Raw genomic sequence first — 23,325 nt, 5'->3', positions numbered from 1 at the left:
CGTCAGGATTCCCCGCCGGACTCCGCGAGGGCGCGCTCCACGATGGCCTCCAGCTGCTCGTGGTGCGCGCCCTTCCAGTACGCGCGTCCGCACGTGCCGCACTTCGCGAAGACGTCGTACGACCGCTCGGTGCCGCCCTTGAGCTGGTCGGCCACCTCGTCCTTGGTGGCGGGCCCCAGCAGGCCGTTGCAGGCGGTGCACCGCGTCCACGGGCGCAGGGCGGGCTGGAACCGGGCCAGGACCTCACTGAGCTGGTCGTCGGGGCGGGTGCTGTAGACGAAGGCGCCGGCCCACGGCTCGCGGCGGCGCAGCAGACCGCGGTCGCGGCTGAGCAGGACGCGTTTTTCGGCGGCCGACAGCGCGGCGAGCGCCGGGTCCCCGAGGTCCGCCGACTCGTACGCGGTGTCCACGCCGAGCAGCCGCAGCCGGCGGGCGAGGGTGCCGAGGTGGACGTCGAGCAGGAAGCGCAGGGGCGCGCCCGGGACCTCCTGGGGGTGGGTCACGGGCTGCACGCGCACCGACTCGCCGCCCGCCGGGACATGGCCGTGCGGTACCTCGCGGCCGTCGACGAGGAGCGTGCCGACCTCGGTCAGCGGGACGCCGAGGGACTCCACGACGTGGCCGAGGGTGGAGACGCCGTCGGCGGTGGCGCGGGCGGTGCCGGTGGGACGGGCGCGGGGCACGAACAGGTGCAGCTCGGGGGCGAACTCGACGCGGATCTCGGGACCGTTCACCCGGTCAGGATGCCACGGTCGCCGGGCCCGGACAGCGGCCTTTTCCGGGGCCGGGGGCCCTGTGCGCACCGACGACGGGAAGGGCCGGACAGGCCCTAGTAGGCGATCAGCGAGATCCCCACGTAGTGCGCGATGAAGGCGGCCAGGGTGAAGGAGTGGAAGACCTCGTGGAAGCCGAACCAGCGCGGTGACGGGTTGGGGCGCTTGAGCCCGTAGATCACGCCGCCCGCGCTGTAGAGCAGCCCGCCGACGATCACCAGGACGAGGACGGCGATGCCGCCGGCCCGCATGAACTCGGGCAGGTAGAAGACGGCCGCCCAGCCCATGGCCAGGTAGCAGGGCGTGTAGAGCCAGCGCGGGGCGCCGACCCAGAAGACGCGGAAGACGATGCCCGCGGCCGCCGCCGCCCAGATTCCCCAGAGCAGCCACTGGCCCTTGGCGCCCGGCAGCAGCAGCATCGTGAGCGGGGTGTAGGTGCCCGCGATGATCAAAAAGATGTTGGCGTGGTCCAGGCGGCGCAGGACGCCGTCCATCCGTGGGCTCCAGTCGCCCCGGTGGTAGAGCGCGCTGACGCCGAACAGCAGGCAGGCGGTCAGTACGTAGACCCCGCAGGCGATGCGGGCCTCGGTCGACTGGGCCAGGGCGGTGAGCACGAGTCCCGCGACGAGGACGGCCGGGAACATGCCGAGGTGCAGCCAGCCGCGCAGCTTCGGCTTCACCGGATGCGGGAGCGAGAGCGCCGTAGGACCCCGGCCGGCGGCCGGCTTCTCCCTGGGCGCGTCGGGGACGGACGCAGTCATGCGGGCATCGTACCTACGGTTCCGTAAGTTACGCATCAGTACGAACGTATGACCTACGGCGAGTGGCCATCGTCTCATGGGCGGGCCGGCCCCCGGCACCCCCTCAGCGGCAGTGCGCCCGTCCCGGCGGAGGCACGTGGTGATGCTCACTCCGCTCAAGTGTGACGCCCTCTGGACAGATGGGCGCTCGCGGCGGATGATCAAATGAGTGCGGTCGGCACCGGATGAGCACCCACGAGCCAAACGTCACGCATCCGGGTCGCAGCCCCCACGGGGCCTCTCAACAAAAAACCCCTCATTTAGGAGCAATCGTGGCGCGCGACATCGCGGCTCCCCCCGTCCCCACCACCCATCAGGAACTGATCTCGTGGGTGAACGAGATCGCCGAACTGACCCAGCCGGACGCAGTGGTCTGGTGCGACGGGTCCGAGGCCGAGTACGAGCGCCTGTGCGGGGAGCTCGTCGAGCAGGGCACCTTCCGCAAACTCGACCCGATCAAGCGCCCCAACTCCTACTACGCGGCCTCCGACCCCTCCGACGTCGCCCGCGTCGAGGACCGGACCTTCATCTGCTCCGCCAAGGAGGAGGACGCGGGCCCGACCAACCACTGGAAGGACCCCGCCGAGATGCGGGAGATCTTCACCGGCGAGAAGGGCGAGGGCGGTCTGTTCCGCGGTGCGATGCGCGGCCGGACCATGTACGTCGTGCCCTTCTGCATGGGCCCCCTCGGCTCCCCGCTCTCCGCGCTCGGCGTCGAGATCACCGACTCCGCGTACGTCGCCGCCTCCATGCGCACCATGACCCGCATGGGGCGGCCGGTCCTGGACGAGCTGGGCGAGGACGGCTTCTTCGTCAAGGCCGTGCACTCCGTCGGCGCCCCGCTGGAGCCCGGCCAGGCGGACGTCCCCTGGCCGTGCAGCGGCACCAAGTACATCTCGCACTTCCCCGAGGACCGCGAGATCTGGTCCTACGGCTCCGGCTACGGCGGCAACGCCCTGCTCGGCAAGAAGTGCTACGCCCTGCGCATCGCCTCCGTCATGGCCCGCGACGAGGGCTGGCTGGCCGAGCACATGCTGGTGCTCAAGCTGACCCCGCCGCGGGGTGAGGCCAAGTACGTCGCCGCGGCCTTCCCCTCGGCCTGCGGCAAGACCAACCTCGCCATGCTGGAGCCCACGATCTCCGGCTGGACCGTGGAGACCATCGGCGACGACATCGCCTGGATGCGCTTCGGCGAGGACGGCCGCCTGTACGCCATCAACCCCGAGGCCGGCTTCTTCGGCGTCGCGCCCGGCACCGGTGAGCACACCAACGCCAACGCGATGAAGACCCTGTGGGGCAACTCCGTCTTCACCAACGTCGCCCTCACCGACGACGGCGACGTGTGGTGGGAGGGGATGACCGAGGAGACGCCGGCCCACCTGACGGACTGGAAGGGCAACGACTGGACGCCCGAGTCCGGCACGCCCGCCGCGCACCCCAACGCCCGCTTCACCACGCCCGCCGCGCAGTGCCCGATCATCGCGCCGGAGTGGGAGGACCCGAGGGGCGTGCCGATCTCGGCGATCCTCTTCGGCGGGCGCCGCGCCACCGCCGTACCGCTGGTCACCGAGTCCTTCGACTGGGACCACGGCGTCTTCCTGGGCGCCAACGTGGCCTCCGAGAAGACCGCCGCCGCCGAGGGCAAGGTCGGCGAGCTGCGCCGCGACCCCTTCGCCATGCTGCCGTTCTGCGGCTACAACATGGGCGACTACATGGGGCACTGGGTCGACGTGGGCAAGTCCGCCTCGCAGAGGGGGGACCAGGCCAAGCTGCCGAAGATCTACTACGTCAACTGGTTCCGCAAGGACGACGCGGGCCGGTTCGTCTGGCCCGGCTTCGGAGAGAACGGCCGCGTCCTGAAGTGGATCGTGGAGCGCCTGGAGGGCACCGCGGACGGCGTCGAGACCCCGATCGGCGTGCTGCCGACCAAGGAGTCCCTGGACACCGACGGCCTCGACCTCGCCGACGCCGACCTGGAGTTCCTGCTCAGCGTCGACAAGGACGTGTGGCGCGAGGAGGCGGCGCTCGTCCCCGAGCACCTGAACACCTTCGGCGACCACACGCCCACCGAGCTGTGGGACCAGTACCGGGCCCTGGTGCGGCGCCTGGGCTAGGTCCTGTCGCCACATTCCAGCTCCGTGGCCGGTCCGGCTAGCCCTGACCCGCGAAGTCGTCACGAAGGCCGGTCACGGGGGGCCTGCCCCGCGCTCCAGTAGCTCTCCTCACCCGGAGCGCGGGCGGGCCCCGCTCGGGCCGGGTCCCCGCACAACGGCGTGCGACGGACCCGGCCCTTCGGCATGTCCGGACGGCGTGGCTGTGGCGCCCGGTCCGCGCGTCGCTGCGGGTGCGCGCGGACCGGGGCCGTGGGGGAGAGCCCGAGGGCTCAGCGGGACGCGAGTTCGCGCGGCTCCAGGGCCGCGGAATGGGCGTCCATGCGCTCGGCGGCCAGGATGGCGGCCGCCGTGTCGGCGCGGGAGGCGGCCACGACCAGGGCGCGGCCCGCCAGGGTGTGCGCCTTGCGGTGCAGGGCCGCCGGACGCGGCTCGGGGTGGGCGGCGGCCACCGTCAGACGGACCGGCGCCCGGCCTCCCCGCAACCGGGCCACCTGCGCGGCGAGCCGTTCGGCGGCGGTGTCCAGGTCGGTGGTGGGCTCCAGCGCGCGCAGCTCGTCCGTGAGGGCGAGCAGGGCCGCGAGATGGCCGGCGAGCTGGATGTCCAGCTCCTCCTCCCGGGACCGGTGGGGGAAGTCGGTACTGCCGGCCGCCGTGGTGCTGTGGACCGACTTGGTGCGGATCGGTTCGTACATGGGACGGCCTCCTGAGTTCTTCAGGAAGCCATCCTAGCTTAGATTCCGTCTAAAGTTGAGTTGTTCACAGAACCGGACGATGTGTACACAAGCCGTGAGATCACGGCCGGTGCGCGGCTGTCCCACGGCTCTCCCGTGGCTGCCTCACGGCTGGCTGTAGCCGTCCAGGAAGTTGCCGATCCGGTCCACCGCCTCGCGCAGATCACCGGCCGTCGGGAGGGTCACCACCCGGAAGTGGTCGGGTTCGGGCCAGTTGAAGCCGGTGCCCTGGACTACCATGATCTTCTCCTGGCGCAGCAGGTCCAGGACCATCCGCCGGTCGTCCTTGATCTTGAAGACCTTGGGATCGAGTCGGGGGAAGAGGTACAGCGCCCCCTTGGGCTTCACGCACGTCACGCCCGGGATGCGGGTCAGCGCCTCGTGGGCCGCGTCCCGCTGCTCCAGCAGCCGGCCGCCCGGCAGCACCAGCTCGTTGATCGTCTGGCGCCCGCTGAGCGCGGCGACCACACCGTGCTGGCCCGGCATGTTGGCGCACAGCCGCATGTTCGCCAGGATCGTCAGGCCCTCGATGTAGGACTCGGCGTGCGCGCGCGGACCCGAGATCGACATCCAGCCGACCCGGTAGCCGGCCACCCGGTACGCCTTCGACATGCCGTTGAAGGTGAGGGTCAGCAGGTCCGGGGCGATCGCGGCGGTCGGGGTGTGCGTCGCGTCGTCGTAGAGGATCTTGTCGTAGATCTCGTCGGAGCAGACCAGCAGGTTGTGCCGGCGCGCGATGTCGGTCAGGCCGCGCAGCATCGCGTCGTCGTAGACCGCGCCGGTCGGGTTGTTCGGGTTGATGATCACCAGCGCCTTGGTGCGGTCGGTGATCTTCCGCTCCACGTCGGCGAGGTCCGGCATCCAGTCGGACTGCTCGTCGCAGCGGTAGTGCACCGCCGTACCGCCGGAGAGCGACACGGCGGCCGTCCACAGCGGGTAGTCGGGGGCCGGGACGAGGACCTCGTCGCCGTCGTCGAGGAGCCCCTGCATCGCCATCACGATCAGCTCGGAGACGCCGTTGCCGATGAAGACGTGCTCGACGTCCGTCTCTATGCCGAGGGTCTGGTTGTGCATGACGACCGCCCGGCGCGCCGCCAGCAGGCCCTTCGCGTCGCCGTAGCCGTGCGCCGTCGAGACGTTGCGGAGGATGTCCTCCAGGATCTCGGGCGGGCAGTCGAAACCGAAGGCCGCCGGGTTGCCGGTGTTCAGCTTCAGGATGCGGTGCCCGGCCGCTTCCAGGCGCATCGCCTCCTCGAGCACCGGGCCCCGGATCTCGTAACAGACGTTGGCGAGCTTGGTCGACTGGATCACCTGCATGTCCGTGAGCTTACGACCCGGTTACGCTCCATGGGTCGTGTGATCCGCCACTTGAGACGCGCGGTATGGGCGGGTTTCGGCACTCACCGGGAGCCACGGCGCACCGAGCGCCCCGCCAGTACGTCCGTGCGCCGCCCCTCCTCCATCACGAACCGCCCGTCGACCAGCACGTACGGGATCCCCGTCGGCAGCCGGCGCGGCTCCTCGTAGGTGCTGCCGGCCGCGACCGTCGCCCGGTCGAAGAGCACCAGGTCGGCCCGGTACCCCTCGCGCACCAGGCCCCGGTCCGGCAGCCGCAGCCGGGCCGCCGGGCGCGAGGTGAGGTGGGCGACGCACTCCTCCAGCGGGAGCACGCCCAGCTCGCGCACGTAGTGGCCCAGGTAGTGCGGGAAGGTGCCGTAGGCGCGCGGGTGGGGTTTGGCGCCCTGCAGGATGCCGTCCGAGCCGCCGGTGTGGACGCGGTGCCGCATGATCGCGCGCACGTTCTCCTCGTGGCCGACGTGCTGGAGGATGGTCGGCGCCAGCCGGTCGGCGAGCAGCAGCTGCCGGACGACCGTCCACGGGCTCTCGCCGCGCAGCCGCGCCGACTCCTGGACCGTGCGGCCGACGTACTCCCCGAGCGCCGGGTCGCCGGTGCCGGAGATCTCGATCGTCTCCCACTCCATGGGCACGCCGTGGGAGCCGTCGGAGCCCAGCTCCTCCATGTGGTGCCGGATCCGCTCGGCGGTGTCGTCGTCCGCCAGCCGCTTCAGGATCTGCTCCGGGCCGCCCTCGCTCGCCCAGCTCGGCAGCAGCGCCGCGAGGGTGGTGCAGCCGGGGGTGTACGGGTACGTGTCCAGGGTGATGTCGGCGCCGCCGTCCAGCGCCTCGTCGAGCAGGGTCAGCAGCTCGGGGGCCCGGCCCCTGTTCACGCCGAAGTTCATGGTGGCGTGCGCCAGGTGCAGCGGGCAGCCCGCCTCCCGGGTCAGCTCCACCATCTCCTCGTACGCCTCCAGGGCGCCGGCGCCGTACGAGCGGTGGTGCGGGCAGTAGTAGCCGCCGTACTCGGCCACCACCCGGCACAGCTCGGTCAGCTCGGCGTCCTTGGCGTACATGCCCGGCGTGTACGTCAGCCCGGACGACATGCCGACCGCGCCCTGCTCCATGCCCTCGGCGACCAGCCGCCGCATGCGCTCCAGCTCGGCCGGCGTCACCTCCCGGTCGTCCCACCCGACCGCGAGGGCGCGCACCGTGCCCTGCGGGATCAGGTAGGCGGCGTTCACGGCGATGCCGCGGTCGAGGCGGTCCAGGTACTCGCCGACCGACCGCCAGTCGAAGTCGACGTCGTCGCCGGGGCCGTTCCACCCGGCGATCGCACGGCGCACCTCGCCGAGGGTGCGGTCGTCGACCGGCGCGTACGACAGCCCGTCCTGGCCGACGACCTCCAGGGTGACGCCCTGCGCGGCCTTGGCGCTGTGGTCCGGGTCCCGCAGCAGCGCCAGGTCGCTGTGGGCGTGCATGTCGATGAAGCCGGGGGCCAGGACCAGGCCCTCGGCGTCCAGTTCCCGGCGCGCCTTCGGGCGCTGGCACCCGGCGGCCGCCGCCTCCTTGACGATCGAGACGATCCGGCCGCCGTCGACCACGACGTCGGCGCGGTAGGAGTCGGCGCCGGAGCCGTCCACGACGTCGGCGTCCCGGATGACCAGCTCTTCCATGCTGCTTCTCCTTCGGATGGCTCTCAGAAGAACGTGCGGATGTAGTCGACGACGGTCCCGTCCGCCTCCGCGACCGGGATGAGCTGCCACTTGTCGAAGGACGTGCAGGGGTGGGACAGGCCCAGGCCCACCCAGTCCCCGACCTCCAGCTCCGCCTCCGGCGCGGTGCGCAGCCAGGCGTGCTGGTCGGAGAGGCCGCTCACCGCGACGCCGGTCGCCGGGCGCTCGGGTCCGCCGTCCGAGGGGCGGACCACCTGGGCGAAGGGCAGGTCGAGGTCGTACGCCGCGTCCCGCTTGCCGGCGTTGGCGAAGGCCTGCTCGGCGGTGGGGCGGGAGACCACCTGCGTCCACAGCCGGAACGCGGGCTCCAGGGCGCCCTCGGCGGGGACGCGGTTGAACGGCGTCACCTCGCGGTAGTGCCCGTCGTCGTGGGAGACGTAGGCGCCCGAGCGCAGCAGCTTGAGCACGGGCAGGGAGAGGTCCGGCACCTCGGCGAACACGTCGGCCACCGCGTCGAACCAGGCGCTGCCGCCCGCGCTCAGCACGACCTCCGCAAGGCCCGTGAACCGCCCGGCCCGGTCGAAGTCGACGGCCAGCGCGACCAGCCGCCGCAGCCAGGCGCGCACGCGCTCCGGGTCGGCGTCCGGCACCTCGCCCTCGTACCCGGCGACGCCCGCGAGGCGCAGCGTGCGCGCGGCGGCCACCGCGTCGGCGACCGCGGCGCAGTCCGCCTCGGTCCGCGCCCCGGTCCGCGCGCCCGCACCGGCGCCCAGCTCGACCACGACGTCCACCGGGCGGCCGGCGCCCGCCTCCGTCAGCGCGGCGTCCATCAGCTCGACGCCCCGCACGGAGTCGACGTAGCAGACGAAGCGGAAGTCCGGGTCCGCGTCGAGTTCGGCGGCGAGGCGGCGCAGGGCGGCGGCGTCGACCAGCTCGTTGGCGAGGAAGATCCGCCCGATGCCGAAGGCCCGCGCCACCCACACCTGGTGCGGCACGGCCAGGGTGATGCCCCAGGCGCCGTGCTCGATCTGGCGGTGGAAGAGCTGCGGGGCCATGGAGGTCTTGCCGTGCGGCGCGAAGGCGAGGCCGTGCCGGGCGGCGTACGTCTCCATCAGCGCGAGGTTGTGCTCGAGACGCTCGGCGGACAGGGCGAGGACGGGCGTGGCGAAACCGCCGGTGAAGAGGTTGCGCCGCTGGGCGGTCAGCTCGGCGACGGTCAGCCCCGCGGCGTCCGGCGGGAGGCCCTTGAAGCGGTGGTCGACGCGCTCCTGCGCCAGCTCGGCGAGGGCTTCGGTACCGGAGTCGCGGGCCATGGAGCCTCCATGATCTGATCCATCAATCCGATGCGTTGCAAACTCTGCAACGATCGTTGCGTATATCGCTTACTGCTGTCTAACATCTCGGCGAACGCGGGGTCAACGGAGCCGCCGCCCGCGAGACGCGCAGAGGAGCCAGGACCATCGTGACCGTCGACGGACCCCGCAGCACCGCCCCCGACGTCGCGGACGTCGTCGCGCTCGGCGAGTCCATGGTCACCTTCCTGCCCTCCCGCCCCGGGCGCCTCGCCGACGTCCCTTCCTTCGAGCGGGCCATAGGCGGCGCCGAGTCCAACGTGGCCTGCGTGCTCGCCGCCGCCGGGCACTCCGTCCGCTGGGTCGGCCGGGTCGGCGCCGACGGCTTCGGCGACCACCTCGTCGAGGCGATCGGTGCCTACGGCGTCGACGTCTCCGCCGTGCGCCGGGACCCCGGCCGCCCGACCGGCGTCTACTTCCGCACCGCCGGCGACCGCGCCACCGACGCCCACGAGGTGGCGTACTACCGCGCGGGCTCCGCGGCCTCCGCGATGTCCGCCGACACCATGGACCTCGACGCGATCCGCTCCGGCCGCGTCCTGCACCTGTCCGGCATCACGCCCGCGCTCTCCGCCGACTGCCTCGGCCTGATGCGGGAGCTGACCGCCCGCCGTCCCGGCCGCCCCCTGGTCTCCTTCGACGTCAACCACCGCCCCGGCCTGTGGCGCGACGCCGCGGACGGCCCCCGCATCCTGCTGGAGCTGGCCCGCGGCGCCGACCTCGTCTTCGTCGGCGAGGACGAGGCCTGGGACCTGGGCGGACCCGAGGCCGTACGCGCCGCGCTGCCCGAGCCGGACGTGCTCGTCGTCAAGCAGGGTGCGACCGGCGCCACCGCCTTCCACGGCAGCGAGCGGACCACCGTCCCCGCCCTCGCCGTCGACGTCGTCGCCGCCGTCGGCGCGGGCGACGCCTTCGCCGCCGGGTTCCTCTCGGCCACCCTGCGCGGCCTGCCCGTGCGCGACCGGCTGCGCCACGGCCACCTCATGGCCGCCGCTGCCCTCACCGTCCCCGGCGACCTCGCCGCGCCCCCCGCCCGCGACCACGCCGACCGCCTGGCCGCCCTGGACGACACCGCATGGGGGAGACTGCGACTCGGCCCCGGCTGGACGCAGGCCCGCGACGCGGCCGGCGACGCGGCCGATGGAACGGCCGGTGACGAGACCGGCGCAGGGGCCGACGAGGAGGTACGTACGCCATGAGCCAGACCGTCGACCGCGCGCTCAGCATCCTGCCGCTGCTCGCCGAGGGCCCCGCCGACCTGGGCCGGGTCGCCGACCGCCTCGGCGTGCACAAGTCCACCGCCCTGCGCCTGCTGCGCACCCTCCACGAGCACGGCTTCGTCTACCGCCAGGCCGACCAGCGCTACCGCCTCGGCGCCCGGCTCATCTCCCTCGCCCAGGAGGCGATGGAGAACCTCGACGTCCGCGAGATCGCCCACCCCCACCTCGTACGCCTCAACGAACAGGTCGGACACACCGTCCACCTCGCCGTCCACGAGGAGGACGAGGTCCTCTACATCGACAAGGTCGACAGCCGCTACCCGGTCCGCATGTACTCCCGGATCGGCAAGCCCGTCGCCATCACCGTCGCGGCCGTCGCCAAGCTGCTGCTCGCCGACCTTCCCGAGAACGAGCTGCGGGCCGTGGCCGAGAAGCTCGACTACCCCCTGTACACAGCCCGTTCGACACCGAACGCCGAGGGGTTCCTCAAGGAACTGGCCAAGGTGCGCGAACAGGGCTGGGCCACCGACCTCGGTGGCCACGAGGAGTCCATCAACTGCGTCGCCGCGCCCATCCGGGGTGCCGACGGCCGGGTGGTCGCCGCCATGTCGGTCTCCGCGCCGAACGTCGTCGTCACCGCCGACGAACTCCTCACCCTGCTCCCGCTGGTCCGCCGCACGGCGGACGCCATCAGCGGCGAGTACTCCGGCAGGACCCCAGTCAAGGAAGTCACCGCATGACCGACAAGATCGCTCTCACCCCCGCGACCCACACCGTCCCCCCGGCGAAGTTCAGCCACGGCGTGAAGAAGGGGAACCTCCTCCAGGTCGCCGGCCAGGTCGGCTTCCTCCCGCACGAGGAGGGCAAGGCCCCCACCCCGGCCGGTCCGACCCTGCGCGAGCAGACCCTCCAGACCCTCGCCAACGTCAAGGCGATCCTGGAGGAGGGCGGCGCCTCCTGGGACGACGTGCTGATGATCCGCGTCTACCTCACGGACGTGGACCACTTCGCCGAGATGAACGACATCTACAACGCCTACTTCGGGGAGCAGGGCCTCACCCAGCCGCCCGCCGCCCGCACGACCGTCTACGTCGGTCTGCCCGCGGGGCTCCTCATCGAGATCGACGCCCTCGCCGCCCTCGGCTGAGGTTCCGCCGCCCCGTACCGCCTGCCTGACTGTCTGTGATCGGCACGGCGTCCCCGTCCCACGGGACGCCGTGCCGCGCTCCTCCCTGCCCGAAAGCCCCATGCTCTTACCCCGAGGACCCCCTCATGTCCCCCATGTCTCTCCAGCTCGCCGCCGACGAGGCGCCACCGCACACCGGCGGTCTCCTCACCCTGATCGACGGCACGGCGGGCCTGCTGACCGTCGCCGCGATCGGCATCGTGCTGCTGCTCTTCCTGATCATCAAGGTCCGGCTGCAGCCCTTCGTCGCGCTGCTCTCCGTCTCCATAGCCGTCGGCCTGCTCGCCGGCCTCTCGGTCACCGAACTCTTCGGCACCGTCCAGAAGTCCGACGCCGTATCGACCATCGAGTCCGGCATGGGCGGCATCCTCGGCCACGTCGCCATCATCATCGGCCTGGGCACCATGCTCGGCGCGATCCTCGAAGTCAGCGGCGGCGCCGAGGTCCTGGCCTCCCGGCTGCTCGGCCTCTTCGGCGAGAAGCGCGCCCCGCTCGCGATGGGCCTGACCGGCCTGATCTTCGGCATCCCGGTCTTCTTCGACGTCGGCATCTTCGTCCTCGCGCCGATCGTCTACGCCGCCGCCAAGCGCTCCGGCAAGTCGGTCCTGCTCTACTGTCTGCCGCTGCTGGCCGGCCTCTCCATGACCCACGCCTTCCTGCCGCCGCACCCCGGCCCGGTGGCCGCCGCCGGCCTGCTCCACGTGGACCTGGGCTGGATCATCCTCATGGGCATCGTCTGCGGCATCCCGGCCGTGCTCGCCGCCTGGGTCTTCGCCGCCTGGATCGGGCGCCGCATCTTCGTCGCCGTGCCGCAGGACATGGTGGAGGCCGCCGAGGAGGCCAAGCAGTCCGTCATCGACGAGCAGCGCAGCGCCGGCGTCACGCCCCGGGAGAACCCGGTCGCGCTCGGCACGGTCCTCGGCATCATCGGCACCCCGCTGGTGCTGATCCTCGCCGCGACCTTCTCCTCCATCGCCCTGGACCCGTCCACCCTCCGCTCGGTGATCGAGTTCTTCGGCAACCCGTTCGTCGCCCTGACCATCGCCCTGTTCCTCGCCTACTACCTGCTCGGCATCCGGCGCGGCTGGTCCCGCAAGTCCCTGGAGACCGTCTCGACGGCCTCGCTGAAGCCGGTCGGCAACATCCTCCTCGTGGTCGGCGCGGGCGGTGTCTTCGGTGCCGTCCTCAGCGCGAGCGGCGTCGCCCAGGCCCTCTCCGACACCTTCAACGACGTCGGCCTGCCGGTGATCGTCCTGTCCTACCTGCTCTCCCTGGTGCTGCGGGTGGCGCAGGGCTCGGCGACGGTGGCGATCGTGACGACGGCGGGCATCGTGGCGCCGCTGCTGGCGGAGGGCGACCACTCGCAGGCGTTCGTCGCGCTGGTCATCATGGCCATCTCGGCGGGTTCCATCTTCGCCTCGCATGTCAACGACGGCGGCTTCTGGATGGTCGCCAAGTACTTCGGCATCAGCGAGCGGGACACCCTGAAGACGTGGACCGTGCTGGAGAGCGTGCTGTCGGTGGCCGGGTTCGTGGTGGCGGCCGTGGTGAGCCTCTTCGTGTAGGCGGCTCGTGCAGACGGCTCGTGCAGGCGTCCCGTGTAGTCGTCTGATAACGAAGTTGGGGCTGGTTGTGCCCGACACAGGATCGTCGACCATACTGCCCGCTGTGGAGCAGCGCAGAGGATCGACGAGCCAGCCCCTGGAAGGCGCCGGATTCGACCCGGCCTTCATCCCCGGGCTCACCGCCCCCGTGTCCGGTGAGCCCGAGGACGTGAGACGCGACGAGGCGGAGAAGGACGCCGAGGAGCCCTCGACGGCCGACGACACGGCCGCCGAGGACGCGGCGGAGGCCGAGGCCGCGGTGCCCGCCGTGGAGGCGGACGCCGGGGACGCGGACGAGGCGGACGACGAGGCCCCCGTGGACGGTCCCGTCTTCGAGGCGTCCGACCGCCGCGCGAAGATCGTCGCCGATCACAAGGGCGTACGCCTGTCCCTCGACGACCAGGCGTGCGAGTTCCGCTGGGACGAGGTCGGGGCCGTGGAGACGGAGACCGGCCGCTTCGGCAAGCGGTTCACCGTCACGGTGCACACCCCGGACCGCCGCTGGTACCCGATCGAGATCGAGGCGTCGTCCAGGAGCCGTTTCGCGGAGTGGGAATCCGCCCTGGACGAGGTCCTGGACGCGTACTTCGATGACGGCGAGCCGGAGGCGGCGACGGAGCCGGAGCCGGAGTCCGAATCCGAGCCGGACGCGAAGTCGGACGACGCGGAGACGGACGCCGACGACGCGAAGGACGCCGACGAGAAGGCGGACGAGAAGGCCGACAAGGCGGACGGCAAGGCCGAAGAGAAGGCCGGCAAGGCGGACGGCAAGGCCGAAGAGAAGGCCGGCAAGGCGGACGGCAAGGCCGAAGAGAAGGCGGACGAGAAGGCCGGCAAGAAGACCGACGAGGACGCCACCGCCCGCGCCGAGTAGGCGCATCACGTGAAGATCCCCGCACGCCCCCTTGTCCCGCTGTCCGCCATGGGCTTTCTTGACCATCATGGCGGACACCACGGGCAACACCACAGGGGCGGGCGCACCGGTCGGGGCCGGTCCGGCTCCGCGTAAGTCCAGTTGGCGCTACATCGGTCCCGGCATCGTCGTCGCGGCGACCGGGGTGGGCGCCGGCGACCTCGTCGCCACCCTCATCGCGGGCAGCAACTTCGGCTACACCCTGCTGTGGGCGGCCGTCATCGGCTGCCTGGTGAAGATCTCCCTGGCCGAGGCGTGCGGCCGCTGGCACCTGGCCACCGGCCGCACCCTGTTCGACGGCTGGGCCAGCCTCGGCCGCTGGACGACCTGGTTCTTCGCGATCTATGCCGTGATCTGGGGCTTCGTCTACGGCGCGGCGGCGATGTCGTCCAGCGCCCTGCCCCTGCAGGCCCTGTTCCCGGACGTGATGGGCCTCGAATGGTGGGGTATCGCCAGCGGTCTGGTGGGCCTGGTCTTCGTCTGGTTCAACAAGTACAACGTCTTCGAGAAGGTCATGACGGTCCTGGTGGGCGTCATGTTCGTCGTGACCGTCTACCTGGCGATCCGCGTCACCCCGAACCTCGGCGACGCCTTCGCGGGCCTCCTCCCGGTCCTCCCGGACGAGAAGGACTCGGTCCTCAACACCCTCGGCCTGATCGGCGGCGTGGGCGGCACCATCACGCTGGCCGCGTACGGCTACTGGGTCAACGCCAAGGGCTGGACCCACACCGGCTGGATGAAGGTCATGCGCCTGGACAACCGGGTCGCCTACGCCACGACCGGTATCTTCGTGATCGCCATGCTCTTCGTCGGCGCGGAGCTGCTGCACTCGGCGAACATCGCGATCGCGAGCGGCGACAAGGGCCTGATCCAGCTCGGCGACGTCCTGGAGCAGCAGTACGGCACGGCCACCGGCAAGCTCTTCCTGATCGGCTTCTTCGCCACCAGCTTCACCTCCCTGATCGGCGTCTGGCACGGCGTGAGCCTGATGTTCGCCGACTTCCTGGCCCGGCAGCGCGGCGAACGCGAGGCACGCGCCGACGAACTGGCCTCGGGCCGCCGCGAGAAGTCCTGGTCCTTCCGCGCCTACCTGCTCTGGCTGACCTTCCCGCCGATGATCCTGCTCTTCCAGGGCGAGCCCTTCCGCCTGATCATCATCTACGGCGTCCTGGGCGCCGCCTTCATGCCCTTCCTCGCCCTGACCCTGATGTGGCTCCTCAACTCCTCCCGCACACCCCGCGAATGGCGCAACGGCGGCCTGAGCAACGGCATGCTCGCGATCGCGGGGCTGCTGTTCCTGGTCCTGTGCGTGAAGCAGATCTGGGACCAGCCGTGGGCGGAGTTCTTCTAGTTCAGGCGGCTGTCCGGCGGCTCCGACGGCGCTTGCTGCTACTGCCGCTGCCGCTGCCGCCGCCCGAGCGCTTGCTGCCGCCGCCGCTGCCGCCCGAGCGCTTGCTGCTGCCGCCCGAGCGTTTGCTGCCGCCGCTGCCCAAGCGGTTGTTGATCGCGTTCTGCAGGGCGGCCGCGGCCGCCTGGATGCTGCGCCGGCCCGCGGCGTCCGTGACGACGGTGAGAGCCTCGTTCAGCAGTCGGACCGCCCTCACGAGGTAGTTCGCCCAGTAGGCGAACTCTTCGTTCGTGGCACTGCCGACTCCCGCGGCGAGCTCGTGGGCATACTGGACGAGGTACGTGACGGTGTCGTTCCGGTAACCGGCGTCGACGCCGGTCTCGCGGGCGTGGGTCAGCTCCCACACGTGCGTCTCGATCTCTTGCATCGGTAGCTGAAGGGTCTGCGCGGTCGGGGCGCCGGTCGTCTCTTCGTACAGGTCCTCGAACATGACGTCGTCGGTGGCGGCCGCCTGGCCCTCGTCGGGCACCATCGAACGCTGGGCGGCGTGGATCAGCTCGTGCCGCATGGTGCTGTACAGCTGGGCGGGTCCGCCTTCGAAGGCGGCCGCGTACACGGTGATCACGATCGGCGGCGAGTCGACGTTCGGGTCGTCGGGCTCCTGCCCCAGCTGCTCCTCGGTGTGGGCCATCGCGCCGACGGGCTCGTCGCTGTAGGTCACCACCACACGCTGGGTCAGGTTCCGCAGGATGTCCGCCTGGTTCTCACCGAGTCCGGCGCCGAGTTGGGTGAACCGCCCCAGGATGTACGCCAGCAGCTGCTGCAGAACGTTGTACCGCTCCGCTGACGACCCCGCGTTGCCGATGGCCTCCGCCAGAGCGCGGGACAGGTCGGGAACCTCGGCGGACCGCTGCCGGCCGGTCGGCTGCCGCACGCTCTCCTTGGCCACCCGCTGGACCGGCAGCGCGTTCGCACCGGTCTTCGTCCCGGCCCCCGCGCCCTGCGGGTGCTGGGCGAAGCTGTGCCCGGCCTGGCGCAGCATCTGTACGACCGCCTGGTTCCCGGCCGCGTTCTGCGCCGAGAGCAGTTTGGTCGAAGGGCTGGTCGATCGGGTGGTGGCAGCACTCTGACGGGACGAGGCCCGGCCTGACCGCTCGGAAGGCCCTTGGCGGTGGTCGAACACGGGCACGGGACGTCCTTATTGCGCGGAGGGAACGACGAACTCCGGTTTTGTCTACCCGGAGCGTTCGACGTGCGCCAGGGCCAGGAGGGCAGCCTCGACTGCCTCATGAGGCACCGGCCCTACTTCCCCTGCAAGTCCTTGTTGTTCTTCTTCTTGATGCCGGAGTGCAGGTCGTTGGGGTTGTTCGGGAGCAGCAGGTTGCGGCCGGGCGGGCTGTGGCCGGTGGCGGCCTTGTGCACCCCGATCACGAAGTCGGTGCAGTTGAACCGGATCACGTTGTACTCGTGGTTCAGGTTCGTCTGGATGTACTTCTGGGCCTTCGAGAACTGCTTCTGGTCGAGGGGGACCGACAGTTCGGTGGTCGCGTTGCTCGGGTCGTCGTGGTTCATCCGCACTTCGCCGGGGACACTCCGGTGCGGCGCGTCCTCGTTGATCTGCCCGCCTATGGGGTAGAAGCCCGCGGAGGACTGGAACTTGTCGCCCTTGTAGAACGCCACCCAGGAGTGACCGACGTTGTTGAGGTAGTCCTCGTCACGGAAACTGGCGTTCTTCCGCACCAGCACGCGAAGCGTGATGGGCTCGTCCGCGGCCTGCTCCTGTTCCTGCTCCCGCCCCTGCGTCTGCGGCGCTGCTCCCGCCTGCTGGCCACCGGCCGACTCGCCGGTCTCCGGCTGCGGGGCCCTGGTGTATCCGCCGTCCTCGGTCGCCTGCCAGCCCTGCTCCAGCATGCGCCGGTGGGCCGCGGCGGGGTCGGGCCACGGCATCCGCTGGACGACACGGTTCGCCGCGCCGCCGCCCCGGCCCGCGGCGCGCTGCACGGGGTGCGGTGTGCCCGACCGCCGCTGGGCCAGCAGCCTGGTGGTGCCGGCGTTCCCGGCCAGCCCCTGGAGGGCCAGCATCTCGCGCGAGGCGGGCGTCGCGGCGCCGGACCCGGCCGGCGACGTACTGCGGGACACGGCACGCTGGGCCGTCTGGACCGGCGCGGGTCCCTGCTGTCGCTCTTGCTCTCTCAACACCGGGCCCTTTCCCGCCGAGTCGTCCTCAGCCTGCAACGATTTCACGCCGTGATCACGTGCGGAAGGCCGGGGGGACTGTCCCCGGGGGCAAGGGTGCGGTGTCCGACGTGCCTCAGAGCAGGTGGTCGGCCTTGCCCGCCTTGATGTCGAGGATCATGCGGCGCAGGGCGTCCCGGCTGTCGGTGAGGGGGGCGTTCTCCTCGCCGGCTATGGCGATGTAGCCGTTACCGGTGGCGTCGGTACCGAGGCGGAAGCAGGAGTTTCCCTCGCCGCAGAAGGGTGCTTCCCAGGTGATGTCGCTGCTCATCGGGCGTCTCCTCAGAGTTCGTTGGCAATGGCGCGGATGAAGTCGCGCGACGCCTTCGACGAGAGGGCGATGCGCTCCATCCAGTCCAAGTGGGCACGGTACTTCGCCAGCTGGGTCTCGGCGTGCAGGAAATCAGGCCCGTGCGAGCTGTCGACCTGCACGGTGTCCAGCTGGGGCACGGGCCCCTCCGCGTACAGCACGGTCTGCCCCGCGCCGGGGAAGGCACCGGCGGCGAAGGGAATGACCAGGACGGTCACGTTGTCCTGCCCCGACCTCTCCAGGACGTAGCCCAGCTGTGCCTTGGCCACCTCGCGCCCACCGAACTGCATGCGGAGCGCCGCCTCGTGCACGATGGCCACGAACGGCGTCGCGTCGTCCCCGTCCAGCACGCTCTGCCGCTCGACCCGATGAGCCATGCGCAGGGCGACCTCGTGCTCGGGCAGCTGCGGGACGACCACCCGGAAGACGGCCATCGCGTGGTCCGAGGTCTGAAGCAGCCCCGGGACGTGCATCGAGTAGGCGGCCCGCATGCGGGCGGAGTGTGCCTCCAACTCCGCAATGTCCAGCATCCCCTGGGGCAGTGAACCCCGGTACTTCTCCCACCAGCCCCGCCGACCGGCTGCGGCCATGTCCACCAGGGCCTCGACGTAGTCCGCGTCCGCACAGTCGCAATTGCAGGCCAGGGTGCGGACCCGCTCCGGGCTGACGGCCCGCACCCCCGATTCGATGTGCGAGATCGTGCCCCGGTCGACCCCGAGCAGTCCCGCGGCGGACTCGGCGGACATGCCCGCCGACGTGCGCATGCGGCGAACCTCGATCCCCAGCCGCTTCTGACGCGCTGTGGCTGACGTCCTCGCTCCCATTGCTGCTCCCTCCACCTCGGCGTGGGCAAGTCTGCCGTCGGTAGACGCCAGGTCCCACGATCGAGCGCATTTCTCACTATCGGGTGCCAAATTAGGCACCCGCGGCGATACATTCGGTGATGGAAACGCTACACACGGCGTTCGGCAGTGCATCGCGCAAGCCTGTCCGCGCGACGGAGCCACCGACCGCCCCTCTCCCTCGAAGGAGTCACCATGCCCGCGACCCGCTGCCCATCCGCTTCCATTCACCCGGCGGACCCGGCGCCGCCCGTGCCCGAGACGCTGGCCTACAGCTTCACGCTCCCCGCCGCCCTGGCCAGCGCAGCGCTCGCGCGGGCGGCGACCAGGGAGGTGCTGCGGGCGCACGGACTGGTGGACATGCTGGACCCGGCGTTGCAGACGGTGGGCGAACTGGCGGCCGTGGCCTGCCAGTTCACGGAGTCCGCAAACTACTACCTGACCCTGCGCTACCGCTCCGCGACCCTCCGGGTGATCGCCTACGACAGCCACCCCCGCCACACCAGCCCCCACCTCGCCACGGCCTGCGACACCCGCCGCCGCGCCGCCCTCCGCGTCCTGGCCTGCGTCTGCCGGGCCTGCGACGGAGCGTGGGGCTTCGGCGAGGCGAGGGAGCCGGGTGGCGGTACGCGCATGTGGGCCACCCTGCCGAGGCTGAGCGCGGCGGCGTACGGGGCGCCTTGACCGGGCGCGTCAGCGCGGCGCCAGCAGAGGGCCCGCATCGTACGCGGTACGGGTGAATGCGATGGCGGTTCAGTTCGGGTCGGGCCGCGGGTCTTCTACGTTCTGTGATGGCAACCCCAGGGCCTCACGGAGGGCTTTGGGAGCGGACCGGCGAAAGGCACACCTGATGTCGGGGTTGGGGACGGTGGCACGGACGGTGTCCCTCGGACCGTCAGTCGGTTGCTGTGTGCTGGCGGTCTCGCTGGTGGTCCGCGCGCGGTGGGCGAGCGGGCGGGTGCGGACGCGGCTGCTGCTGTTGGGTGGTTCGGCGGTGGCCGGGGGCGCGTACCGGCTGCTGGCCGACATGCTGACGGCGCACGCTTCGGACCCCGGGCAGGACGAACGGCCGCTGCTGGGGCCGGTCGTGGCCGTCGGGGCGACGCTCGCGGTCGGCCTGGGGACGGCCGGCCTGGTGGTCGCGGCCGATGCCGGCACCGGCCGGCCCGTGCTGCTGCGGCGGGTGCTCGACGGGTTCGTCGCGGCGGGGGCCCTGTTCATGGCGGGGTGGGTCCTGCTGAGCGGGACCGGCGGCGGCTGGCGGCTGGGGGAGGGGATGGTGGGCTTCCTGTGGGCCGCCGAGCTGGTGTTCCTCAGCTTCCTGCTGGCCCTGTGCCGGCTCGTGCGCAGTGACCGCAGGGCCACCTTGTGGGCGGGGATCGTCGGGCTGTCCCTCATGCTGTTCGGCGACACCCTGCAGCTGTGGGCCGTCGGACCGCACCAGCCCGGGTCACTGGGGTGCCAGCTGGTCGACGGCTGCAAGACCGCGGGCCTCCTGGTGATCACCGCCGGGCCGTGGCTGCCCGGCGGGGCGAGCGTCCTGGACATAGCCCGGCCGGCGCTGCGCTGGGGGATGGAGGGCGCGGCTGCGTTCGTACCGCTGACGGTCTGCACGGTCATGGCGCTGGGGTACGTACTGTCCCCCGCCGCCCACGACCCGGTGCCGCTGCTGGTCGGCGGGGCGGTGCTGGTGAGCCTGTGGGCGCGCCATAGATTCCTGCCGAGCGAGACCATGAGGAGGGGCGACTGAGCCCCGTGCGGCCCCAGTCCCGGAGGGGACGGACAGCCGCACGGGGCCCGGGTCGGAGCTACGGCAGGGCGTGCACGTGCGGGCCCACCGCGCTCGACCAGCCGTTGCCCGCCGTCGCGTCCCAGTTGGTGGACCAGGCCATCGCGCCGCGCAGGTCGGGGTAGGTCTTGGACGGCTTGAAGGAGCCGCAGTTCGTCCCCTGGGTGAGGCAGTCCAGGGCGTCGTTGACCACCGACGGATCGGCGTAGCCGCTGCCCGCCGCGCTGGACGACGCCGGTACGCCCAGGCCGACCTGGGACGGGGCGAGGCCGCCCTCCAGCTGGATGCAGGCCAGGGCGGTGAGGAAGTCCACCGAGCCCTGCGCGTACACCTGGCCGTCGCAGCCCAGCATCGTGCCGCTGTTGTAGTACTGCATGTTGACGACCGTGAGGATGTCCTTCACGTTCAGCGCCGTCTCGAAGTACGAACCGGACGTCGACTGCATGTCGATGGTCTGCGGCGCCATCGTCAGGACCATGTCCGGGCCGGCCTTCGACGACAGGGCGCGCAGCGCCTCCGTCATGTAGGTCGGGTTGAGGCCGTTCTCCAGGTCGATGTCGACGCCGTCGAAGCCGTACTCCTGCATGACGGACCAGACGGAGTCCGCGAAGTTCGCCGCGGAGGCGGAGTCGCTCACCCCGACGGTGCCCTTCTCGCCGCCCACCGAGATGATCACCTTCTTGCCGTCGGCCTGCTTGGCGGCGACGTCCGCCTTGAACTGGTCGACGGTGTAGCCGCCGAGCCCGGCCGAGTCCAGGTTGAACTCCACCGCGCCCGGCGTCGTCGTCGCGTCGGCGAAGGCCACCGCGACGATGTCGTACTCGGCCGGCACGTCGGAGAGCTTCTGGACCGTGGCCCCGTTGTCGAAGTTCTGCCAGTAACCGGTCACCGCGTGCTTCGGGACGTCGGCGGCGGCCTTGGTCACCGCCGTGGACGTGGCCGGCGTACCGGCCGCGGTGTCGGCGTTCGCGGCCGAGGTGGGGCCGACGGCCGTGAACGCGAGTGCCAGGGTGCCGGTGACGGCGGCCGTCCAGGTGCCGAGCCGACGCGTGCGCCGTCTGCTTACGGGGTCCACTGCTGCCTCCGTGGGGGGAGTTGGGTGGGGGGATGTGGGGGATGGGGACGGCGGCCACCGTTGAAGTACAAGGTGGTCCAGACCAATTGGGGGTGTCAAGAGGTGGGTACGGAACAAGTTGGCCGTCGTACCGGTTCGGCCGTCGAGCGGAAAATGCTCAACGTGCCCCGGTTTGGCGCACCTTGTGCATCACAAGTTGTTCCACAGCTGGAGAATCGCTGTTCTCCCGTTACAGAGGCGTGGATACAGTGCTCGGGTAGTCACGCAGTGAAGTCATCCGGGTGTGCCCAGGCCGTACTCGCGGCCCGGCGGCACGGGGAGACGGGGAGCCGCACGTGCCAACTGCCATTGCCGTGACCAGTGCCGACATGGCACTGCCGCCGCAGGACGAACGAACGCTGCCCGCAATCGTGCTGAGGGACGTCGACCAGCGCCCCCTGGAACAGGTGCTGGCCGAGCTGCAGTCGCTGGTCGACCAGCACGGCCACGTCGTCGTGGTGTGCTCGCAGGCCGTCCCTCCGGGCGTGGAACGACGGCTGCGGACCGTGCGCGCCCTCCTGGAGACCGACCGCGTCGCCCTGTTCCAGCCACCGCTGCCGCCGCTCGGACTCGCCGTCCTCGTCCGGCAGTTGCGCCAGCTCGCCTCCTGCGACCTCAGCCCCGGCATCCTCGCCTCGGCCGGCCGGCTGCTCACCCACTACATCCACGCCGGTGCCGTGCTCGGCTCGGTGACCCACCTGGACCGCGTCCCCGTGGACCTCAAGGCGCACGCCAGGTCCTGGGTGCCGGGCAGCCAGTTCGGCGTCGTGGCCCACCCGGTGCCGCAGCTGGTGCGGATCGGCCCCGAAGCCGCCCTGACCGGGCCCGAGTTCGGCACCTGGCTCCTGGTCGCCAAGGGGCAGCAGGCCGCCGACTGGGTCACCGGCACCCTCGCCCCCTCCTGGCAGGTGCAGGGGCTGCGCGAGATGGCGCTGCCCGCCGAGTCGCCCCACTGGTGGGGGACCGGGCGGCTGACCGAGTTCTGCGCCTACCTGCCCGACCTCTCCGTCCTCTACCAGCTCGTCACCTCCGTCCGCCAGAGCACGTGCCACTGGTGCGGCATGGACGTCATAGGCGACCGCTGCGTGTTCTGCTCCGCCACGCCCCCGGTGTACGACGACGGCGCCGGCGGCCGCGCCCTCGGCCACCGCCGCGATCCCGCCCTCGGCCGCCGCGGTGAGAGACGCGCGCTCACGGGGTAGGTCGGTACCGCTCGCCCTTCCCCGACATCCGACCCGGTCCCGACCGATTCCCCCAATGAGGTTGCACGGCCCATGAACTCCCGTCAGCGCCGCGGCATCATCCTGCTGATCCTGTCGGTCCTCTGCGCCCTGGGCGCGTTCGCCGGTGTGCTGTCCGTCATCGACGACGTGCAGTCCAAGGTCGGCCCCGAGGTCACCGCGTACCGGCTGAAGTCCGACATCGAGCCCTACACGGAGCTGGGTGCCGCGCAGTTCGAGAAGATCGAGATGCCCGAGCGCTGGCTGTCCGACAACGCCGTCACCGACCTCGGCCAGGTCCGCGGGAAGATAGCCGTGACGAAACTGAAGGCCGGCTCACTGCTCCAGTCCGACATGATCGTCGACACGCCCGCCCTGCGGCCGGGGGAGCAGGAGGTCGCCATCATGATCGACGCGGCCACGGGCGTCGCCGGCAAGATCACGCCGGGCTCCGCCGTCAACGTGTACGCCACCTTCGAGGGGCAGCGCGAGGGCGACCCCGACCAGTCCAAGATCATCGTGACCAACGCCAAGGTCATCGACGTGGGTGAACTCACCTCGCTGGAACCCGACGAGGACAGCCGGGACCGGGAGCCCACCGACGCGGTCCCCATCACCTTCGCCCTGTCCACCCTCGACGCCCAGCGCCTCACCTACGCCGAGTCGTTCGCCCGGCGCGTCCGGCTCGCCCTGGTGGCGCCTGGCGGCGACTCCACGGTTCCGGACGCGGACCGGACGTACGAACTCGCGAAGGACAAGTGAG

At 71.3% G+C, this 23,325-nt stretch carries 20 protein-coding genes and 2 pseudogenes; 11 read left to right on the top strand and 11 right to left on the bottom strand.

What is annotated here, in order from left to right:
* Positions 1-2: 2 nt before the first annotated feature.
* Both IG94_RS0109990 and trhA read right to left on the bottom strand, forming a co-directional pair.
* Positions 3-734, bottom strand: a complete 732-nt coding sequence (locus IG94_RS0109990) for a Mut7-C RNAse domain-containing protein (RefSeq protein ID WP_031033564.1) — start codon at positions 732-734, stop codon at positions 3-5.
* A 95-nt stretch (positions 735-829) separates the two neighbouring features.
* Positions 830-1,534, bottom strand: coding sequence for a PAQR family membrane homeostasis protein TrhA (gene trhA, locus IG94_RS0109985; protein WP_031033562.1), 705 nt, complete (start codon positions 1,532-1,534; stop codon positions 830-832).
* Between the two features lie 311 nt (positions 1,535-1,845).
* Here trhA and IG94_RS0109980 point away from each other — a divergent pair, with 311 nt between their 5' ends.
* Entirely contained in the window at positions 1,846-3,687 is a 1,842-nt protein-coding gene (locus IG94_RS0109980) for a phosphoenolpyruvate carboxykinase (GTP) (RefSeq protein WP_031033559.1), read from the top strand.
* Positions 3,688-3,956: 269 nt separating this feature from the next.
* Here IG94_RS0109980 and IG94_RS0109975 read toward each other — a convergent pair whose 3' ends face one another.
* From IG94_RS0109975 to IG94_RS0109960, 4 genes are all read right to left on the bottom strand, one after another.
* Positions 3,957-4,379, bottom strand: a complete 423-nt coding sequence (locus IG94_RS0109975) for an SCO4983 family protein (protein ID WP_031033557.1) — start codon at positions 4,377-4,379, stop codon at positions 3,957-3,959.
* Between the two features lie 144 nt (positions 4,380-4,523).
* Positions 4,524-5,735 carry a pyridoxal phosphate-dependent aminotransferase gene (locus tag IG94_RS0109970; RefSeq protein ID WP_031033554.1) on the bottom strand — a complete coding sequence of 404 codons (1,212 nt, stop codon included), beginning with the start codon at positions 5,733-5,735 and terminating at the stop codon, positions 4,524-4,526.
* A gap of 83 nt (positions 5,736-5,818) precedes the next feature.
* Positions 5,819-7,429, bottom strand: a complete 1,611-nt coding sequence (locus tag IG94_RS0109965) for an N-acyl-D-amino-acid deacylase family protein (RefSeq protein ID WP_031033551.1) — start codon at positions 7,427-7,429, stop codon at positions 5,819-5,821.
* A 23-nt stretch (positions 7,430-7,452) separates the two neighbouring features.
* Positions 7,453-8,742, bottom strand: coding sequence for an alanine racemase (locus tag IG94_RS0109960; protein WP_031033549.1), 1,290 nt, complete (start codon positions 8,740-8,742; stop codon positions 7,453-7,455).
* Between the two features lie 149 nt (positions 8,743-8,891).
* Here IG94_RS0109960 and IG94_RS0109955 point away from each other — a divergent pair, with 149 nt between their 5' ends.
* From IG94_RS0109955 to IG94_RS0109930, 6 genes and pseudogenes are all read left to right on the top strand, one after another.
* A complete protein-coding gene (locus tag IG94_RS0109955) occupies positions 8,892-9,980 on the top strand; it encodes a sugar kinase (protein ID WP_031033546.1) in 1,089 nt (362 codons plus the stop codon).
* Positions 9,977-10,741: an IclR family transcriptional regulator gene (locus IG94_RS0109950; protein ID WP_031033544.1), complete on the top strand. Its 765-nt coding sequence runs from the start codon at positions 9,977-9,979 to the stop codon at positions 10,739-10,741. Before IG94_RS0109955 ends, IG94_RS0109950 begins: the two co-directional genes overlap by 4 nt.
* A complete protein-coding gene (locus IG94_RS0109945) occupies positions 10,738-11,148 on the top strand; it encodes a RidA family protein (protein ID WP_031033541.1) in 411 nt (136 codons plus the stop codon). The genes IG94_RS0109950 and IG94_RS0109945 overlap by 4 nt, the downstream gene beginning before the upstream one ends.
* Positions 11,149-11,273: 125 nt before the next feature.
* The gene (locus IG94_RS0109940) at positions 11,274-12,752 is read left to right on the top strand and encodes a GntP family permease (protein ID WP_031033539.1); all 1,479 of its coding nucleotides are present in this window, start codon (positions 11,274-11,276) and stop codon (positions 12,750-12,752) included.
* A gap of 103 nt (positions 12,753-12,855) precedes the next feature.
* Positions 12,856-13,503, top strand: a pseudogene (locus IG94_RS0109935) (hypothetical protein); the annotation flags it as partial.
* A gap of 229 nt (positions 13,504-13,732) precedes the next feature.
* Positions 13,733-15,055 carry an Nramp family divalent metal transporter gene (locus IG94_RS0109930; protein ID WP_031033533.1) on the top strand — a complete coding sequence of 441 codons (1,323 nt, stop codon included), beginning with the start codon at positions 13,733-13,735 and terminating at the stop codon, positions 15,053-15,055.
* A gap of 1 nt (position 15,056) precedes the next feature.
* Here IG94_RS0109930 and IG94_RS0109925 read toward each other — a convergent pair whose 3' ends face one another.
* The 4 genes from IG94_RS0109925 to IG94_RS0109910 form a co-directional block, all read right to left on the bottom strand.
* On the bottom strand, positions 15,057-16,241 hold the full coding sequence (locus IG94_RS0109925; RefSeq protein WP_157852233.1) for a hypothetical protein: 1,185 nt from the start codon (positions 16,239-16,241) through the stop codon (positions 15,057-15,059).
* Positions 16,242-16,354: 113 nt separating this feature from the next.
* Positions 16,355-17,191, bottom strand: coding sequence for a hypothetical protein (locus IG94_RS0109920; protein ID WP_031033529.1), 837 nt, complete (start codon positions 17,189-17,191; stop codon positions 16,355-16,357).
* 172 nt (positions 17,192-17,363) lie between these two features.
* Entirely contained in the window at positions 17,364-17,558 is a 195-nt protein-coding gene (locus tag IG94_RS0109915; RefSeq protein ID WP_031033526.1) for a hypothetical protein, read from the bottom strand.
* A gap of 11 nt (positions 17,559-17,569) precedes the next feature.
* Entirely contained in the window at positions 17,570-18,421 is an 852-nt protein-coding gene (locus IG94_RS0109910; protein ID WP_031033525.1) for a helix-turn-helix domain-containing protein, read from the bottom strand.
* Between the two features lie 213 nt (positions 18,422-18,634).
* Here IG94_RS0109910 and IG94_RS0109905 point away from each other — a divergent pair, with 213 nt between their 5' ends.
* Together IG94_RS0109905 and IG94_RS0109900 are read left to right on the top strand one after the other, a co-directional pair.
* Positions 18,635-19,123: a hypothetical protein gene (locus IG94_RS0109905; RefSeq protein WP_031033523.1), complete on the top strand. Its 489-nt coding sequence runs from the start codon at positions 18,635-18,637 to the stop codon at positions 19,121-19,123.
* Between the two features lie 226 nt (positions 19,124-19,349).
* Positions 19,350-20,189 carry a hypothetical protein gene (locus IG94_RS0109900; protein ID WP_224326265.1) on the top strand — a complete coding sequence of 280 codons (840 nt, stop codon included), beginning with the start codon at positions 19,350-19,352 and terminating at the stop codon, positions 20,187-20,189.
* Between the two features lie 58 nt (positions 20,190-20,247).
* On the opposite strand, the pseudogene IG94_RS0109895 reads toward IG94_RS0109900, so the two are convergent.
* A pseudogene (locus IG94_RS0109895) lies at positions 20,248-21,273 on the bottom strand (chitinase); the annotation flags it as partial.
* A gap of 398 nt (positions 21,274-21,671) precedes the next feature.
* On the opposite strand from IG94_RS0109895, the gene IG94_RS0109890 reads away from it, so the two are divergent.
* Together IG94_RS0109890 and cpaB are read left to right on the top strand one after the other, a co-directional pair.
* Positions 21,672-22,544, top strand: coding sequence for a hypothetical protein (locus tag IG94_RS0109890; RefSeq protein WP_052410615.1), 873 nt, complete (start codon positions 21,672-21,674; stop codon positions 22,542-22,544).
* A 72-nt stretch (positions 22,545-22,616) separates the two neighbouring features.
* On the top strand, positions 22,617-23,324 hold the full coding sequence (gene cpaB / locus IG94_RS0109885; protein WP_031033512.1) for a Flp pilus assembly protein CpaB: 708 nt from the start codon (positions 22,617-22,619) through the stop codon (positions 23,322-23,324).
* Position 23,325: the final 1 nt, after the last annotated feature.

Source organism: Streptomyces olivaceus, assembly GCF_000721235.1.
Taxonomy (GTDB): domain Bacteria; phylum Actinomycetota; class Actinomycetes; order Streptomycetales; family Streptomycetaceae; genus Streptomyces; species Streptomyces olivaceus.
The sequence above is the reverse complement of the archived record's forward strand: the minus strand, read 5'-3'. Positions and strand labels throughout refer to the sequence as shown.